We start from the raw sequence: 17209 nt of genomic DNA on the forward strand, positions 1-17209 counted from the left end.
AAAAAAGGAGGTTTTAATTTGCGATACGAAATAATTTTTTTACACTCCGCAATGAGTAATACGTGCCATGCGTTTTTTCTAAAAGGTAGTGAACAAAACAAATAAACTACTTAAAGGGTCCGATATCGGACGAATAGGGGGAAAGGTGAATATTCTTAGTTACTTGCAAAAAGTGGGGCGGGCTTTGATGGTCCCTGTGGCCACACTGCCCGCAGCCGCGATACTCATGGGTGTGGGTTACTGGATTGACCCAGTAGGCTGGGGGGGGGATAACGCATTAGCGGCGTTATTTATCAAATCCGGTTCTGCGATCATCGATAACATGTCTGTGCTGTTCGCCATTGGTGTGGCTTACGGTATGTCTAAAGACAAAGACGGTGCTGCTGCGCTGACCGGTTTTGTCGGCTTCCTGGTTCTGACTACTCTGTGTTCCCCGGCCGCTGTGTCGATGATTCAAAAGATTCCTGTGGATCAGGTTCCGGCTGCGTTCGGTAAAATCAACAACCAGTTCGTGGGTATCCTGGTGGGTATCATCTCGGCCGAGTTGTACAACCGCTTTAGCCATGTAGAGCTGCCAAAAGCGCTGTCCTTCTTCAGCGGCCGTCGTCTGGTGCCAATCCTGACTTCCTTCCTGATGATTGCCGTTGCCTTTGTTCTGATGTATCTCTGGCCGTTGATTTACAACGCGTTGGTGACTTTCGGTGAATACATCAAAGATATGGGCTCCGTTGGCGCAGGTATCTATGCCTTCTTCAACCGTTTACTGATTCCGGTCGGTTTGCATCACGCCCTGAACTCCGTGTTCTGGTTTGACGTTGCCGGTATTAACGATATTCCTAACTTCCTGGGTGGCCAACAGTCTATTGACGCCGGTAAAGCGGTTGTAGGTATCACCGGTCGTTATCAGGCGGGCTTCTTCCCAATCATGATGTTCGGTTTACCTGGCGCGGCGTTGGCGATTTATCACTGCGCACGTCCAGAAAACAAAGCCAAAGTGGCGGGTATCATGATGGCGGGTGCCTTTGCCGCCTTCTTCACCGGTATCACCGAACCTCTTGAATTCTCCTTCATGTTTGTTGCTCCGGTGCTGTACTTCATTCACGCCGTGCTGACCGGTATTTCCGTATTCATCGCTGCCAGCATGCATTGGATAGCTGGCTTCGGTTTCAGCGCCGGTCTGGTGGATATGGTGCTGTCTTCACGTAACCCGTTGGCCACTCATTGGTATATGCTGATTCCGCAGGGCCTGGTGTTCTTCGCCATCTACTATGTGGTATTCCGTTTCACTATCAACAAATTCAACCTGCTGACCCCGGGTCGTGAACTGGCGACTGCCGGTGACGAAACCGACGGCTACGATGTTGACGTGGATAATGCTAATCCAAATAACGAGAGCGAAATCAACGCACTGGCTCGCCGTTATGTGGGTGCCATCGGTGGTTCAGATAACCTGACCAACATTGATGCCTGTATTACTCGTCTGCGTTTGAACGTGAAAGATTCTGCGTTGGTTAACGATAGTCTGGCTAAACGCCTGGGCGCGTCGGGTATCATTCGCCTGAATAAACAAAGCGTACAAATCATCGTTGGTACTCGTGCAGAACTGATCGCTGGCGCAATGCGTACCGTACTGGCCAGTGGCCAGATTCCTGCGGCCAGCGCTTCAGCTGCGGCAGAAATTAAGCCTCAGGCGGTGATCAATACGCCTAAAGCCCCATCTTTGGTGCTGGTGGCACCGGTAACCGGTGACGTGGTTGCGTTGGAGCAGGTTCCAGACGAAGCCTTTGCCAGCAAAGCAGTCGGTGATGGCGTAGCCATTCGCCCAACGGATAAAACCGTGGTTTCGCCTGCTAGCGGCACTATTGTTAAGATCTTTAATACTGACCATGCTTTCTGTCTAGAAACCGACACTGGCGCTGAAATCGTTGTCCACATGGGCATAGATACGGTGAAACTGAACGGTCAGGGCTTTGCTCGTCTGGTGGAAGAGGGGGCAGTGGTAGAAGCGGGTCAACCGATTCTGGAACTGGATCTGGCCTACCTGAACGCCAACGCGCGCTCTATGATTAGCCCGGTAGTTGTTAGTAATATCGATGATTACGCCGGTATTACTCTGCTGGCTGGCGACACCGTGGTGGCAGGTCAGACCAAACTGTTTGAAATTCGCGGTAAATAAGGCGTTAACGCGCTAATTATCTGTTCCGAATAGCAAACATATCAACGGGAAGGGAGCGATCTCTTCCCGTTTTTTTATGCCAAAACGCCAATCCCCCCTTTTTACTGTAACAAACGGTTGTTTCCGGGCCGGGCTTGTTGGATTATAGGCGGTTATGTGTTTGCGCTTTGCATTGAGGAATAAAGCAATGAGTGAGGCAGAAGCCCGCCCAAGTAATTTTATCCGTCAAATTATCGACGAAGATTTAGCCACCGGTAAGCATACATCGGTACATACTCGTTTTCCGCCTGAGCCAAATGGTTATCTGCACATTGGCCATGCGAAGTCTATTTGCCTGAACTTTGGTATTGCACAAGATTATCAGGGCCAGTGTAACCTGCGCTTTGATGACACCAATCCGGTAAAAGAAGACGTCGAATTTGTTGAGTCAATCAAGCAAGACGTGGAGTGGCTGGGCTTCGAATGGAGCGGTAAAATCCGCTATTCATCCGATTACTTCGATCAACTGCATCAGTATGCGATTGAGCTGATTAACAAAGGTCTGGCCTATGTTGATGAGTTGAGCGCAGAGCAGATGCGTGAATATCGTGGCACCCTGACAACTCCGGGTAAAAACAGCCCGTATCGCGATCGCAGCGTGGAAGAAAACCTGGCGCTGTTTGAAAAAATGCGTGCCGGTGAATTTGCCGAAGGCGCTGCCTGCCTGCGTGCCAAAATCGATATGGCTTCGCCATTTATCGTGATGCGCGATCCGGTGCTGTACCGCATTAAATTTGCGGAACATCATCAGTCTGGCAATAAGTGGTGCATCTACCCGATGTATGACTTTACCCACTGCATTTCCGATGCGTTGGAAGGGATTACCCATTCGCTCTGTACTTTGGAGTTCCAGGATAACCGCCGTCTGTACGATTGGGTGCTGGATAACATTTCTATCGATTGCCATCCACGTCAGTACGAGTTCTCTCGTCTGAATCTTGAGTACGCCATCATGTCTAAGCGCAAGCTGAACCTGTTGGTGACCGAGAAGCTGGTGGAAGGTTGGGATGACCCACGTATGCCTACTATCTCCGGCCTGCGTCGTCGTGGCTATACTGCAGCGTCTATCCGCGAGTTCTGCCGTCGTATCGGCGTAACCAAGCAGGATAACAACGTCGAAATGATGTCGCTGGAATCCTGTATCCGTGATGATCTGAATGAAAACGCACCGCGCGCCATGGCCGTGCTGGACCCAATCAAGGTCATTATTGAGAACCGCAAAGCGGGTGAAGAATGGCTGACAATGCCAAATCATCCGAATAAGCCGGAAATGGGAACCCGCCAAGTTCCGTTCGATAGCGAAATTTATATCGATCGCGCTGATTTCCGCGAAGAAGCCAATAAACAGTACAAACGTTTGGTATTGGGCAAAGAAGTTCGCCTGCGTAATGCCTATGTGATTAAAGCCGAGCGCGTTGAAAAAGACGCCGAAGGTAATGTCACTACGGTTTACTGTAGCTATGACGCGGAAACCCTGAACAAAGATCCGGCCGATGGCCGTAAAGTGAAAGGCGTTATTCACTGGGTTTCAGTTGCTCATGCGTTGCCTGCGGAAATTCGTTTGTACGATCGTTTGTTTAGTGTACCAAACCCCGCGGCGGCAGAAGACTTCCTGTCAACGGTGAACCCAGAGTCTCTGGTTATCCGTCAGGGCTTTGTTGAGCCAAGCCTGGTTGACGCTAAGCCGGAAAAAACCTACCAGTTCGAACGCGAAGGGTATTTCTGCGCTGATAGCCGTTACTCTAGCGCCGAGCATTTGGTATTTAACCGTACCGTTGGCCTGCGTGATACCTGGGCTGCTAAAGCAACTGCCTGATTAGGCTAGTGATTAGTCATATTGAAAAGCGTAGCTTCGGCTGCGCTTTTTTTTGTCTGTTTTCTGTGTTGTGCTGAATATTCGTTACTATGACTCAACCACTCAACCACTCAACCACTCAACCACTCAACCACTCAACCACTCAACCACTCAACCACTCAACCACTCAACCACTCAACCACTCAACCACTCAACCACTCAACCACTCAACCACTCAACCACTCAACCACTCAACCACTCAACCACTCAACCACTCAACCACTCAACCACTCAACCACTCAACCACTTAACCACTTAACCACTCAACGACTTAACCACTCAACGACTTAGTCATTCAGCCAACCATCTGTCGCTCGATTATTATGGGCCGCGTTGCGGTTTAATTTATTAAACCTGAACATCAGGTTGCTCCAATTGATAATGTCCCATTCTTTGCTTTTAGGGCTGTAAAGTTAACGCTCGAGTTAATACTGAATTTTGAGTGGAATAACGGCATCAAGAATATTCGCATTGCGAATTAATGGCGTTGATAAATGTTCATTAGAACAGATTTTTAATAGTTTGATTCGTCGCTGAAACCTTTCAATCATCCCTCGTTGACTTTTTATCGTTGTATTAATTAGGTTTTTAACCAGAAATTCAGATTTTGTGAAGTCAGTAATATTTTTTCATAGTTATGTGCACATTGTCATATTTTGGCTAAATACCTTTTTTTTCAATTGATAATTCGCGTCGCGAAAAATAGTCTGTGTTTAGCAAATAATGCTAACGAGGATTATCCCTCACTATTTCTTTACCCAGATGGGTTTTATTTCAGCGGAACCTGTGAGCAGTGGTGAACACAAGGCAACGCTATTTACTTGTGATGTCAAAGAGGAATTTTTTCATATGGTTACGCACTGTGCTAAACGTAAAACGTTAGCGCTCGCAGTCGCGGGCGCGGTGTTAGGGACTGGGTTCATGATAGCGCCGGAGGCGCAAGCTGAAGGTTTTATCGATGATTCATCACTTACTGGTGGTGTTTACTATTGGCAGCGCCAACGTGATCGTAAGGACCTAACGCCTGACAGTGCGGACTACGGCAAATATGTCGCCAACCTGCATCACTCGACTTTTAACGCCAATCTGGATTTCTCTTCTGGCTACGCCGCTGACATGTTCGGTATCGACCTGGCGGCCTTCGGTGCCGTAGAGATGACCAACAGCGGCCCGGCGGCACCAAACGAAATCGGCTTCAGTGATGCGAAAAGCCGTTGGGATGAAAAATGGACCGGTGACACCAGCGGTGTGAGCCTGTATAAAGCCGCCGCGAAATTCAAGTTTGGCGATTACTGGGCGCAGGGCGGTTACATTCAACCAAAAGGTCAAAGCTTACTGGCTCCGCACTGGAGCTTTATGCCGGGCACCTACCGTGGTGCTGAAGGTGGCGCGAAGTTTGATTTCGACACCGCCGGTGCGCTCTCCATGTCTTACATGTGGACCGACGAATACAAAGCGCCTTGGTATCGCAATATGTACAACTTCCGTCAGGCTGATGGCTTGACCGGCGTGAGCTACCTACACTCCTTCGGTGCTAAATACGACTTCAAAAACAAACTGGTTATGGAAGCGGCGTTTGGTCAAGCAAAAGACTACATGGATCAGTATTTTGCTAAAGCCTCTTATGCCTTCCCGGTTGCAGGTAACGATCTGCGAACGTCTTACCAGTTCTACGGGGCTAAAGACAAAGTTGACGGCGGCGCAAGCAACCCTAACGACGTTTACGACGGTCTGGCATGGTTGCAGGCGCTGACCTTCGGTTATACCACCGGGCCATTTGACCTGCGTCTGGAAGGTACCTGGGCCAAGGCTGAAGGCAATCAGGGCTACTTCCTGCAACGTATGACTCCGGGCTATGCCAGCTCCAATGGTCGTTTGGACGTGTGGTGGGATTCCCGCTCCGACTTTAACGCCAACGGCGAAAAAGCAGTATTTGCTGGCGTAATGTATGACCTGGTTAATTGGAATATGGCTGGTTGGTCTGTCGGTACCTCCTATGCTTACGGCTGGGATGCAAAACCAAGCTCTAATCCAGTGTTCGATCAGAATACTCGTTTAAAAGAGTCTGCATGGAACTTCGACGTGCTGTACACCTTGCAGGAAGGCCGAGCCAAAGGGACATTATTCAAACTGCATTACACCATGTATGACAACCACACCAATATCCCGAGCTACGGCGGTGGTTTTGGCAACATCTTCCAGGATGAGAAAGACATTAAATTTATCGTGATCGCGCCGTTCACCATCTTCTAACTGTCGGCCCCGGCGGAGTCGTCGGGGCGCATAACGGAGTCTGTGTCATGAAAAAACTGATAGGTGTGGTTGCCGTTGTTCTGGGATTGAGCGCCTGTGTTCAGCAAGCGCCGGTACAGCCGGAAGATTCGAAACTGAAACAAGCTTACAGTGCTTGTATCAATGCCAGTGAAGGGTCGCCAGAAAGGCTGATTCCTTGCAAAGCGGTGTTAAACGTATTGAAGCAGGAAAAAGCCCACCAGACCTTTGCTGAGAAAGAAAACGTTCGCGTATTGGATTACCAACGTTGTCTGGATGCCGAACAGACGGGCAACGGTCAGGCTTATGCCGCTCAGTGCGGAAAGCTGTGGCAGGAAATACGTAACAATAATTAAGGATGGATGAGGTGAGTCATGAATAAATTCAAACTAAGTGCTTTGGCTGCGTTAACAGCAACTTTTGGTTTGATGGGGGCGGCGCAAGCCAGCCCCGCCGACCAACAGGTTGTCGACCAACTAAGCCAGCTTAAGGTTAATTTCAAAATAAAAGATAACCGAGCCGCAGATAATGGAACGGATTGTGCCGCGTTGGGAGCTGACTGGGCCTCTTGTAACAAAACACTGATTACTCTGACCAACGCCGGGGATGAGATTCAGGGTAAAGATTGGGCGCTGTATTTCCATAATGTGCGTCAGGTGCTGGCGGTGGGTAACGATCAGTTCAAAATTACCCATTTGACCGGCGATCTGCATAAAATCGAGCCAACCGATAAGTTCAGCGGTTTTCCGGCCAATAAAGCAGTGGAAATCCCGATCACAGGTGAATACTGGCAGCTATTCGAAACCGACTTTATGCCGCGCTGGTACGCCACTTCTGGCGATGTGCAGCCAAAAGTTCTGGCTAGTACTGACACCGAAGATATCGATCAATTCCTGACGCGCTTCACTGGGGATCAATGGAAGCGTACCAAGGACGATAATAACGTTCTGATGACGCCTGAATCCCGTTTTGTTAAGAACGAAAGTCTGAAAACCCTGCCGGCAGAAAGCCTGCGTGGGCAGATTATTCCAACGCCGATGAGCGTCAAAGTTCATAACGCTGATGTCGATCTGAGCAAAGGCGTGGCGCTGGAGTTGAGTGCTTTACCAAAACCTGCGGCAGACGCAGCGCAGAAACGCTTTGAAATGCTGGGTGTGAATGTTAATGCGGCGGGCTACCCGATAACGACTATGATTCAGCCGAGTGATTTTAAAGGCGATCTGGCCGTTGCTGGTGCTTATGAACTGAAGATTGGCGAGCAGGGCGCGCAGGTAATTGGTTTCGATCAAACCGGCGTGTTTTACGGTTTACAGTCAATCCTGTCGCTGATTCCGTCCGATGGCAGTAAGAAAATTGCTACTCTGGATGCCAAAGATGCACCGCGCTTTGAATATCGCGCGCTGTTCCTTGATGTCGGCCGTAACTTTAAAACCAAGGATGCGGTACTGCGTTTGTTGGACCAAATGTCCGCTTACAAGCTAAACAAATTCCACTTCCATCTTAGCGATGATGAAGGCTGGCGCATAGAAATTCCGGGCTTACCGGAGCTGACCGAAGTGGGAAGCAAGCGTTGCCACGATCTCAGCGAAAATGCCTGTTTATTGCCACAGTTAGGTTCAGGCCCGGATAGCAATAATCTGGGAAGCGGGCACTTTAGCCGTCAGGATTACATCGATATCCTGAAATATGCCAAAGCGCGCCAGATTGAAGTGATTCCCGAAATCGATATGCCGGCTCACGCCCGTGCTGCGGTCGTTTCGATGGAAGCTCGCTATAACAATCTGATGAAGCAGGGTAAAGAAGCAGAAGCCAATGAATTCCGCCTGCTGGACCCGACGGATGATTCCAATACGACTTCAGTTCAGTTCTATGAGCGTAAAAGCTACCTGAATCCCTGCCTGGATTCTTCCAAACGCTTTGTGGATAAAGTGATTGGCGAAATGGCTCAGATGCATAAAGAAGCGGGTATGCCGCTGCAAACCTGGCACTTTGGCGGAGATGAGGCGAAAAATATCCGTTTGGGCGCGGGTTTCCAGGATAAAAACGGCAAGATTGAGCCGGGCAAGGGCATTATCGATCAGAGCATCGAAGATAAACCTTGGGCGAAGTCTCAGGTTTGTCAGGACATGGTTAAGCAAGGAAAAATTGAGGACGTGGAACACCTCGCTAGCCACTTTGCGATAGAAGTGAGCAAGTTGGTTAATGCGCACGGTATTGAGAAAATGCAGGCCTGGCAGGATGGTTTGAAAAACGCCAAAGATGCCAAAGCTTTCGCTACCAAACGCGTAGGTGTGAACTTCTGGGATACCCTGTATTGGGGCGGAGCCGATTCGGTGAACGATTGGGCGAATAAAGGCTATGAAGTCATCGCTTCTAACCCAGACTATGTTTACTTCGATATGCCTTATGAAGTGAACCCGCGTGAGCGGGGCTATTACTGGGCAACTCGTTTTACCGATGAAGCTAAGGTATTCAGTTTTGCGCCAAATAACATGCCGCAGAACGCTGAAACTTCCGTTGACCGCGATGGTAACCATTTCAGCGCCAAGAGTGATAAGCCTTGGCCGGGTGTTCACGGTATTTCAGGTCAGTCGTGGAATGAAACTGTACGTACGGACGATCAAATGGAATACATGATGTTCCCACGAGCGCTGCCGTTGGCAGAACGTGCTTGGCATCGCGCACCTTGGGAGCAGGATTATAAAGCGGGCCGCGAGTACAAAGGTGGAGAAACCCATCATGTGGATACTCAGGCGTTAAGTGCCGATTGGCAGCGTTTTGCCAATATTATGGGTCAGCGCGAGTTGGCAAAACTGGATAAGGCCGGTATCTCGTATCGCCTGCCAGTGCCGGGAGCGCGTGTTCAGGGCGGCTTATTGGAGGCTAACGTTAGCCTGCCGGGGCTGACCATAGAATACTCCGTTGACGGTGGTCAGCAATGGCAGAAATACGATATCAAAAACCAGCCGAAGGTCAGTGGCGAAGTGATGATTCGTTCTGCCAGTCCGGACGGTAAGCGCAACAGTCGTGCTGAAGTCGTTAGCGCAACTTTGTAATTATCCGTCTAGTTGTAGTATCGGCCCTGAGCAATTGGGGCCAAATTAACCTGTTGTTAAACTGAGTGTTATTAAGCTGTGTCTAGTTATCTCCTGTTTAAGTTGAGTTGATGGTAATTTCCCCGGTGCCCCCGGGGTTTTTTTTTGCCTGTTATTTAGTGTAATTATTTGCGAACGTTTTTAGTCGCTGAGCCTTATTTTAGATAAAGATGACTTAGGCCCAAAATAATTGAAATTTAATCTGTTTATTTGAACGCTAAATAACAATAGGCGGAGAAGGAAAATAGATTTATGAGGAGTAAAAAAAAGACCACGCATTTTCCAAGTGTATTTTACGACTTAGAGAAGGGTGGTCTGATACTCGGATCTGATGAATCAGATCTTATTTTTTGTCGTGCAAAGTCTCATCTTCACGGCAATCGCCGCCTTCACAGTGACCGTATAAATACAGGCTGTGATTCGTCAGCTTGATACCGTGCTGAGTTGCGATTTCACGTTGGCGGACTTCAATGGATTCATCGCTGAACTCGATCACTTTGCCACAATCCAGGCAAATCAGGTGATCGTGATGATGCTGTTGGGTCAGTTCAAAGACAGACTTGCCACCTTCGAAATTATGGCGGGTGACAATACCGGCGTCGTCAAACTGGTTAAGTACGCGGTAAACCGTGGCCAGACCAATCTCTTCACCCATATCGATCAGCTTTTTATAAAGATCTTCCGCACTGACGTGATGGCAATCTGGCTTTTGCAGCACTTCCAAAATCTTCAGGCGCGGAAGCGTTACCTTAAGGCCAGCGTTCTTTAATGCTCTGTTGTTGTCAGTCATGCGGATTCAGTCCTGTTACTTTGTTATTCAAATTGAGGCTGTTCAGCCTATGACATCGGTAGGCACAAAAATATAATTGCGTCTCATTATAGAACCGGTAGCTCAAAATGAAAACCGTAGGTTATTAACAAAGATATAATTGCACACTTTGCAAGATTAATCATGCAGCGTATTGATGAACGGGGAGAACAGATAGCCCTAGTGTACAGTGATGGCGACGGAACTTACAAATTTAAAACTGTTTAGTTTCGTTAACGCCTTATTATCATCTATTTTTGTGGGGTTTTTGCCGCACATTTACGCACCAGAATGGAGAACCATGCCCTGATCGCAAACCAGGCAATTCAGGGCATGTTAGGCAGATTAACCCACGATATCTGACAGACTCAGTTCTTCGCTGATTTGTTTTACCCAAGCTTCAACGCGTTCGTTGGTCAGCTCTGGTTGACGGTCTTCATCGATAGCCAAGCCGATAAAGTGATCGTCATCCGCCAGACCTTTTGACGCTTCGAAATGGTAGCCTGCGGTTGGCCAATGACCGACAATGGCTGCGCCACGCGGTTCGATGATGTCACGTACTGTGCCCATGGCATCACAGAAATATTCCGCATAGTCTTCCTGATCGCCACAGCCAAACAGGGCAACCAGCTTGCCATTGAAATCGATCTCTTCCAGCGTTGGGAAGAAATCATCCCAATCACACTGTGCTTCGCCGTAGTACCAGGTTGGGATCCCGATCAGCAAAATATCGAATTGCTCTAAATCTTCTTTGCTGCTTTTGGCAATGTCGTGAACCTCTGCAACGTCTTTGCCCAGTAGCTTTTGGATCATCTTGGCAATGTTTTCGGTATTGCCTGTGTCGCTGCCAAAGAAAATGCCTACAGTTGCCATATGAAATTTATACCTTTGAATTCAATTAGTTACGTTAGTTGTGGAGCCTGCTGCTCCACAATATAACACATTTTTCATCGTGCTTGTGGAAAGCGCCTTTTTGCTGAGGCTGACTCATCTGATTTTATTAACAGGCTGATTGCTAAGCCATTGTTTCAAAAAAGAGTCATCAGGGACTACGCAGGTGACTAAATCCTTAATAGAAATAAGGAATTAAGTCCTCAGACTGACTATTTCCAATAGGCCGTCATCATGCCAGAAAACATCTCTCTGCTTATATCAAGTTTATGCGATATAAAATTTTCATCTACCGCTCAACCTTGGCAGACGATTGCCGATAACCGAATTGAAACCCGCGGGTTTCGATTGCGGTGCCAAGGAGGGCCTTGTCAAATCGATTTTTGATGAGGAAGGAGAAGTCGTTGGCTGTATGGAACGTCCTAAATCGCTTTTCGGTCATCAAACTCCACCAGAATTTTGTGGCAACAATCCGACAATAAATAGAAAAGGAACGAACATGCAGTTTTTGAAAAATATCACCATCAGGGCAGCGTTACTTTGGGTTCTCGGGGCATTTAGCTTGCTCTGGGGCGGAGTTTCAGCTTACACATTATTATCACTCAATGAGTTAACTCAAGCCTCAAACGCGAATAGCGTTTTGGTCGATAACATCAGCTTGGTCAATCAGGGAACCGATCAGTATTTCCGTATGGTGACCCGATTGAGTCGTTCAGTGGATTATCGTCTGGCAGGGAATAGCGCAGATGCCGATCGTGAGCTGAAATCCTCCAATCTGGCCTTGGATAGCCTGAAAAAGAACTTGGCACAGTTTAAATCTATCGATCATGCGCAGCTCAGCCCGGTATTGGTTGAGGATGTTATTTCTAACTGGAATGCCCTGATTGCCCAAGGGGTGGAACCACTGTATCAAGCGGCTATGGCCGGTGATAATACTGCTTACCAGCTGTTGTCCAAGCAAACGGTACCAGCCTTAAGCCGTCAGTATGGCGCGTCATCCGAGGCATTCAGTAAAACTGCATCGGCAGAAATCGGCGTGGTGAAGGAGCAATTTGCTCATCTTACCAAGGTAAGCAGCGTTACGCTGGTTTCGGCGCTGGTGATTGGTCTGTTGATATTACTGGCGACGGATCGCTTTTTGGTGGCAAATCTGGTGCGTCCGCTCAATATGATGCGCGACCATTTCAAAGTGATTGCCTCCGGTCAGCTGGGACAACCCATTGTCGATTTTGGGCGCAACTGTGTCGGCCAGTTATTCCCACTATTGCGGGATGTGCAGACCAGTTTGGCCAACACCGTTAGCGCAATCCGCGACAGCACCGACAGTATTTATCATGGTGCATCTGAGATTTCTGCGGGTAATACCGATTTGTCTTCCCGTACCGAACAGCAGGCCGCGGCATTAGAAGAAACCGCAGCCAGCATGGAGCAGCTCACGGCGACGGTGAAACACAACGCAGATAATGCTCATCACGCCAGCCAATTGGCGGCGACGGCATCATCTACGGCGAAAAAGGGTGGCTCTCTGGTTTCTGACGTAGTGCATACTATGGCCGATATCTCTGCCAGTTCGAAGAAAATCGCCGAAATTACCACAGTGATTAACAGTATTGCTTTTCAAACCAATATTCTGGCTCTGAATGCGGCGGTTGAAGCGGCCAGAGCCGGTGAGCAAGGGCGCGGCTTTGCCGTGGTTGCCAGCGAAGTGCGCAATTTGGCACAGCGCAGTGCTCAGGCGGCGAAGGAAATCGAAGGGTTAATCACCGAATCGGTCAATCGTGTCACCAGCGGCTCTGCGCAGGTTGAAAGCGCTGGCAATACCATGGACGAAATTGTGCGCTCTATTACTAACGTTACGGATCTGATGGGCGAAATCGCGTCGGCTTCTGATGAGCAAAGTAAAGGAATCAGTCAGGTCGGTCAGGCCGTGGCCGAAATGGATAGCGTGACACAACAAAACGCCGCGTTGGTGCAGGAAGCATCACGGGCTGCCGCTTCACTGGAAGATCAGGCTGCTAAGTTGAATCAAGCGGTGGCGGTATTTAAATTGAAGGATGACAAGGTAACACCGGCGGCTAAAACCAGGGTAAACCCGGTGAAAGCGCCGACGACCCAGCGCGTGGACAATAACGCGAATTGGGAAACCTTTTAACTAACCAGTGCCATAACATTGAAAGAGTAAATATGGAGTGGCGTAATGAAACACGCCACTCCAGCGTAGTCACCGACGGCATTATAGCCCTGCCTGATCCTTAGCCAACTGGGCAAGCAGCATTTGCTCAATCAGTTCGCTACGGCTGATGTTACGTTGCTCTGCAAGGCTATTGAGAGCATCGACCGCATCTGCATTAATCTTCAGTTCCACGCGCCGTAAGCCACGTACTTTATCGCGCCGTAGTTGATTTCGCTTATTAATTCTAAGCTGTTCATCACGGGATAATGGGTTTGTTTTCGGGCGCCCCGGACGGCGTTCATCTGCGAACAGATCCAGCGTCGTGCGATCCGTTTGTTCTTTTGCCATAGGTAGCGGTACTACAAGGGATTCACATCAGAAAGCGTTTTAGCTTTTCCAGATGATTTGGTTAACACGTTTCAGACCAAAATAACCGGGCTGAATTTGCATTTGTCCCCCGGCACGGCCTGAGTATTACGGCTGAACGCGGCGGCAAAATTATAGCGCGCCATAATACCCTAGCCAATGAAGTGCCGACAATGACTAACTGCAATTAGATCAGGCTAATTCGTTATTTTTTGCACAATTTTTCCACAGGAAATACATTTCTTTTCCCCAGGGTACAAATTTTAAACAACAGTATTAGCCTCGCACTTTATTCCGCGTCGAGAAAACGGTGGATAGCACGTAATACCGCCTGGGGTTTTTCCGCATGGACCCAATGCCCGCAGCCGGAAATAACATGAGCGCGAGCCTGCGGGAACTGACGGGCAATTTCATCTCGGTAACTGTCCTGAATATAAGGCGACAATTCGCCACGAATAAACAGAATAGGATGCGACCAAGGCGGAACAGGCTGCCAGCCGACAATATTTTCATATTGATTCCACAGCGCCTGTACGTCAAAACGCCATTCTCCAGCCTGAAATGATTTCAGCAGGAATTGAATCACACCTTCTTCTTTTATGATTTCCCGCATGATTTTTGCCGCATCCTGACGTTGGGTCACGCCGGCTTCGGTCACGGCGTTGAGCGCAGCGAAAATCTGATCGTGGCGTCGGGTTTGATAATCGATCGGTGCAATATCAATGGCGACCAGTTTATCAATGCGATCCGGCGCAAGAGCCGTTAGCGCCATTGCCACTTTTCCGCCCATGGAATGGCCGATAATAATGGCTTTTTCTATGGTTAAATGATCGAGTAATTCCAGAACGTCCTGCGCCATCGCCGGGTAGTTCATTTGCGGGGAACGAGGAGATAAACCGTGATCCCGCAGATCGATTTGCACTACGGTATGGGTCTGTTGCAGGTCGCGAGCCAGCACGCCGAGGTTATCAAGGTTGCCAAACAAGCCGTGGATCAGCAGGATAGGGAGATTATTAGTCGGAGAATGTGCGCTTTGTAAGCGAAAGTTCAATTTCATGGCGAAGTTCATACAGAGAGATATTGTGGTTAGGGTATCATGACTGGATGATGGTGTGCTGCTCCGGAATGACGCGGATTATCAGAACAAAGTTGAATAACGATCTATTCAGGCTTTTCATCGCCAGATCCGTTATGGCGCTATTCGCCAGCCAGCTTTGACTTTATAATCCTTGGATATGAATAAAGAAAGTAGAAAAACAGTACTGGATAAAGATGAAAACTATTGAAGTCGACGAAGAGCTTTATCGTTATATTGCCAGCCATACGCAGCATATCGGCGAGAGTGCGTCCGATATTTTACGGCGCATGTTGAAATTTACCGCTGGGCAACCGGTACGTACTGTTCCTGCGGGCGAAGTCGCCAAGACGCCGGTGGCGGTAGTGCCTGGTCCGCGAGATCGCGTGCGCGCGCTGCGAGAACTGCTGCTTTCCGATGAATATGCCGAGCAAAACAAAGCGGTTAACCGTTTTATGCTGGTGTTATCTACACTTTATACCTTGGATGCAGCGGAATTTGCGGCGGCAACGGAGTCACTGCACGGCCGGACCCGCACCTATTTTGCCGGTGATCAACAAACGCTGCTGCAAAATGGCACTCATACCAAGCCAAAACACGTTCCTGGAACGCCATATTGGGTGATTACCAATACCAATACCGAGCGTAAGCGCAGCATGGTTCAGCATATTATGCTGGCGATGCAGTTCCCGCCGGATTTGACCGAAAAAGTGTGTGGGACTATCTAATTCACATCTATTGCCTCTTTCCGTTGGCTACAGGCTGCGCGGAAGGAGTTTTTTAGCTAATTAGGAGTAGTGACAGTGGCTTATCATCCTCGTGCCGGGCAACCTACCCGCCAAAGCGATTTGATTAACGTTGCTCAACTGACGTCGCAATATTATGTGCTGCGCCCAGATGCTGAAAATCCGGCTCACGGGGTAAAATTTGGTACCTCTGGGCACCGTGGCAGTTCTTTGCGTCACAGTTTCAACGAAGACCATATTCTGGCTATTGCTCAGGCGATTGCCGAAGTGCGCCATCAACACGGCATTACCGGCCCGTGCTACGTAGGTAAAGATACCCACGCACTGTCAGAACCGGCAATTATTTCGGTGTTGGAAGTGCTAACCGCCAACGGCGTTGACGTGGTGGTTCAGACAGACAATGGCTTTACGCCGACTCCGGCTATTTCCCACGCCATTTTGACCTATAACCGTCAGAATAAAACGCTGGCAGACGGCATTGTCATTACGCCTTCTCATAATCCGCCGGAAGACGGTGGTATTAAATACAATCCGCCTAACGGTGGGCCTGCGGATACCAATCTGACTTCGGTGATTGAAAAGCGTGCCAACCAGTTACTGGCCGAAAAGCTGGCTGGAGTGAAGCGTCAATCGTTGGATAAAGCCTGGCGTGGCAATCGTCTGCGTCAGCAGGATTTGATTCAGCCTTACGTCGAAGGTTTGGTTGACGTGGTTGATATGCCAGCTATTCAGCGTGCCGGTTTGAAACTGGGCGTCGATCCGCTAGGCGGTTCAGGTATTGCTTACTGGCAGCGAATTGGCGAGCACTACAAGCTGGATTTAACGCTGGTTAATGATTCTATCGATCAGACTTTCCGCTTTATGCATTTGGATCACGATGGCGTAATTCGCATGGATTGTTCGTCAGAGTGCGCTATGGCAGGCTTGCTGGCGCTGCGCGACAAGTTCGATTTAGCCTTTGCCAACGACCCGGATTACGACCGTCACGGGATTGTCACTCCGTCAGGTTTGATGAATCCGAACCATTATCTGGCGGTGGCCATTAACTACCTGTTCCAGCATCGTCCGCGCTGGGGGGCAGAGGTCGCGGTAGGTAAAACGCTGGTTTCCAGCGCGATGATTGACCGCGTAGTGGCTGATTTAGGCCGCAAACTGGTGGAAGTGCCGGTGGGCTTTAAATGGTTCGTCGAAGGTTTGCATAACGGTAGCTTTGGTTTCGGTGGCGAAGAAAGCGCCGGTGCCTCTTTCCTGCGTTTCGATGGCACGCCGTGGTCTACGGACAAAGACGGTATTATCATGTGTCTGCTTGCTGCTGAAATTACCGCCGTGACCGGTGAGAACCCGCAGCACCATTATAACGATCTGGCTAAACGTTTCGGCGCGCCAAGTTACAATCGCATTCAGGCACCGGCGACTCAGGCAGAAAAAAATGCTTTATCCAAACTGTCGCCGGAAATGGTCACGGCCAGCACGCTGGCGGGTGATCCAATCACCGCACGTCTGACCGCAGCGCCGGGCAATGGGGCGTCTATCGGTGGCCTGAAAGTGATGACCGACAACGGCTGGTTTGCCGCTCGTCCATCTGGCACCGAAGAAGCTTACAAAATCTATTGTGAAAGTTTCCTGGGCGCAGAGCATCGCGAAAAAATTGAGAAAGAAGCCGTTGATATTGTGAGTGAAGTATTGGCTGGCGCGAAGAAATAGCTTTTAAGTT

At 49.1% G+C, this 17209-nt stretch carries 12 protein-coding genes; 8 read left to right on the top strand and 4 right to left on the bottom strand.

What is annotated here, in order from left to right; translation table 11 throughout:
• The first annotated feature begins 145 nt into the window (after positions 1-145).
• The 5 genes from nagE to PL78_RS01305 all read left to right on the top strand — a co-directional run bounded on the left by nagE (position 146) and on the right by PL78_RS01305 (position 9397).
• The gene (gene nagE, locus PL78_RS01285) at positions 146-2176 is read left to right on the top strand and encodes an N-acetylglucosamine-specific PTS transporter subunit IIBC (RefSeq protein ID WP_064512471.1); all 2031 of its coding nucleotides are present in this window, start codon (positions 146-148) and stop codon (positions 2174-2176) included.
• Between the two features lie 187 nt (positions 2177-2363).
• Entirely contained in the window at positions 2364-4031 is a 1668-nt protein-coding gene (gene glnS / locus PL78_RS01290) for a glutamine--tRNA ligase (RefSeq protein ID WP_064512472.1), read from the top strand.
• An 888-nt stretch (positions 4032-4919) separates the two neighbouring features.
• On the top strand, positions 4920-6323 hold the full coding sequence (gene chiP / locus PL78_RS01295; protein ID WP_064518193.1) for a chitoporin ChiP: 1404 nt from the start codon (positions 4920-4922) through the stop codon (positions 6321-6323).
• 47 nt (positions 6324-6370) lie between these two features.
• On the top strand, positions 6371-6697 hold the full coding sequence (gene chiQ, locus PL78_RS01300) for a ChiQ/YbfN family lipoprotein (protein WP_064512473.1): 327 nt from the start codon (positions 6371-6373) through the stop codon (positions 6695-6697).
• An 18-nt stretch (positions 6698-6715) separates the two neighbouring features.
• Positions 6716-9397, top strand: a complete 2682-nt coding sequence (locus PL78_RS01305; protein WP_064512475.1) for a beta-N-acetylhexosaminidase — start codon at positions 6716-6718, stop codon at positions 9395-9397.
• 382 nt (positions 9398-9779) lie between these two features.
• On the opposite strand, the gene fur is transcribed toward PL78_RS01305, so the two are convergent.
• Positions 9780-10226, bottom strand: a complete 447-nt coding sequence (gene fur, locus PL78_RS01310) for a ferric iron uptake transcriptional regulator (RefSeq protein WP_049596760.1) — start codon at positions 10224-10226, stop codon at positions 9780-9782.
• A 363-nt stretch (positions 10227-10589) separates the two neighbouring features.
• A complete protein-coding gene (fldA, locus tag PL78_RS01315; protein WP_064512477.1) occupies positions 10590-11117 on the bottom strand; it encodes a flavodoxin FldA in 528 nt (175 codons plus the stop codon).
• 517 nt (positions 11118-11634) lie between these two features.
• On the opposite strand from fldA, the gene PL78_RS01320 reads away from it, so the two are divergent.
• Entirely contained in the window at positions 11635-13287 is a 1653-nt protein-coding gene (locus PL78_RS01320; protein WP_064512479.1) for a methyl-accepting chemotaxis protein, read from the top strand.
• An 81-nt stretch (positions 13288-13368) separates the two neighbouring features.
• Here PL78_RS01320 and ybfE read toward each other — a convergent pair whose 3' ends face one another.
• Both ybfE and ybfF read right to left on the bottom strand, forming a co-directional pair.
• Positions 13369-13656: a LexA regulated protein gene (gene ybfE / locus PL78_RS01325; protein WP_049596757.1), complete on the bottom strand. Its 288-nt coding sequence runs from the start codon at positions 13654-13656 to the stop codon at positions 13369-13371.
• 307 nt (positions 13657-13963) lie between these two features.
• Positions 13964-14731, bottom strand: coding sequence for an esterase (gene ybfF / locus PL78_RS01330; RefSeq protein ID WP_064512481.1), 768 nt, complete (start codon positions 14729-14731; stop codon positions 13964-13966).
• Between the two features lie 215 nt (positions 14732-14946).
• Between ybfF and seqA the strand changes: the two genes are divergently transcribed.
• On the top strand, positions 14947-15477 hold the full coding sequence (gene seqA / locus PL78_RS01335; protein ID WP_064512482.1) for a replication initiation negative regulator SeqA: 531 nt from the start codon (positions 14947-14949) through the stop codon (positions 15475-15477).
• A 75-nt stretch (positions 15478-15552) separates the two neighbouring features.
• Entirely contained in the window at positions 15553-17199 is a 1647-nt protein-coding gene (pgm, locus tag PL78_RS01340; RefSeq protein WP_064512483.1) for a phosphoglucomutase (alpha-D-glucose-1,6-bisphosphate-dependent), read from the top strand.
• Positions 17200-17209 lie beyond the last annotated feature (10 nt).

This window comes from Yersinia entomophaga (genome assembly GCF_001656035.1).
Taxonomy (GTDB): Bacteria; Pseudomonadota; Gammaproteobacteria; order Enterobacterales; family Enterobacteriaceae; genus Yersinia; species Yersinia entomophaga.

What these genes read in the sequence shown, in the direction of transcription:
- glnS (WP_064512472.1), top strand. Translation starts at nt 2,364, where the DNA reads ATGAGTGAGGCAGAAGCCCGCCCAAGTAATTTTATCCGTCAAATTATC.
- chiP (WP_064518193.1), top strand. Translation starts at nt 4,920, where the DNA reads ATGGTTACGCACTGTGCTAAACGTAAAACGTTAGCGCTCGCAGTCGCG.
- chiQ (WP_064512473.1), top strand. Translation starts at nt 6,371, where the DNA reads ATGAAAAAACTGATAGGTGTGGTTGCCGTTGTTCTGGGATTGAGCGCC.
- PL78_RS01305 (WP_064512475.1), top strand. Translation starts at nt 6,716, where the DNA reads ATGAATAAATTCAAACTAAGTGCTTTGGCTGCGTTAACAGCAACTTTT.
- fur (WP_049596760.1), bottom strand. Translation starts at nt 10,226, where the DNA reads ATGACTGACAACAACAGAGCATTAAAGAACGCTGGCCTTAAGGTAACG.
- fldA (WP_064512477.1), bottom strand. Translation starts at nt 11,117, where the DNA reads ATGGCAACTGTAGGCATTTTCTTTGGCAGCGACACAGGCAATACCGAA.
- PL78_RS01320 (WP_064512479.1), top strand. Translation starts at nt 11,635, where the DNA reads ATGCAGTTTTTGAAAAATATCACCATCAGGGCAGCGTTACTTTGGGTT.
- ybfE (WP_049596757.1), bottom strand. Translation starts at nt 13,656, where the DNA reads ATGGCAAAAGAACAAACGGATCGCACGACGCTGGATCTGTTCGCAGAT.
- ybfF (WP_064512481.1), bottom strand. Translation starts at nt 14,731, where the DNA reads ATGAAATTGAACTTTCGCTTACAAAGCGCACATTCTCCGACTAATAAT.
- seqA (WP_064512482.1), top strand. Translation starts at nt 14,947, where the DNA reads ATGAAAACTATTGAAGTCGACGAAGAGCTTTATCGTTATATTGCCAGC.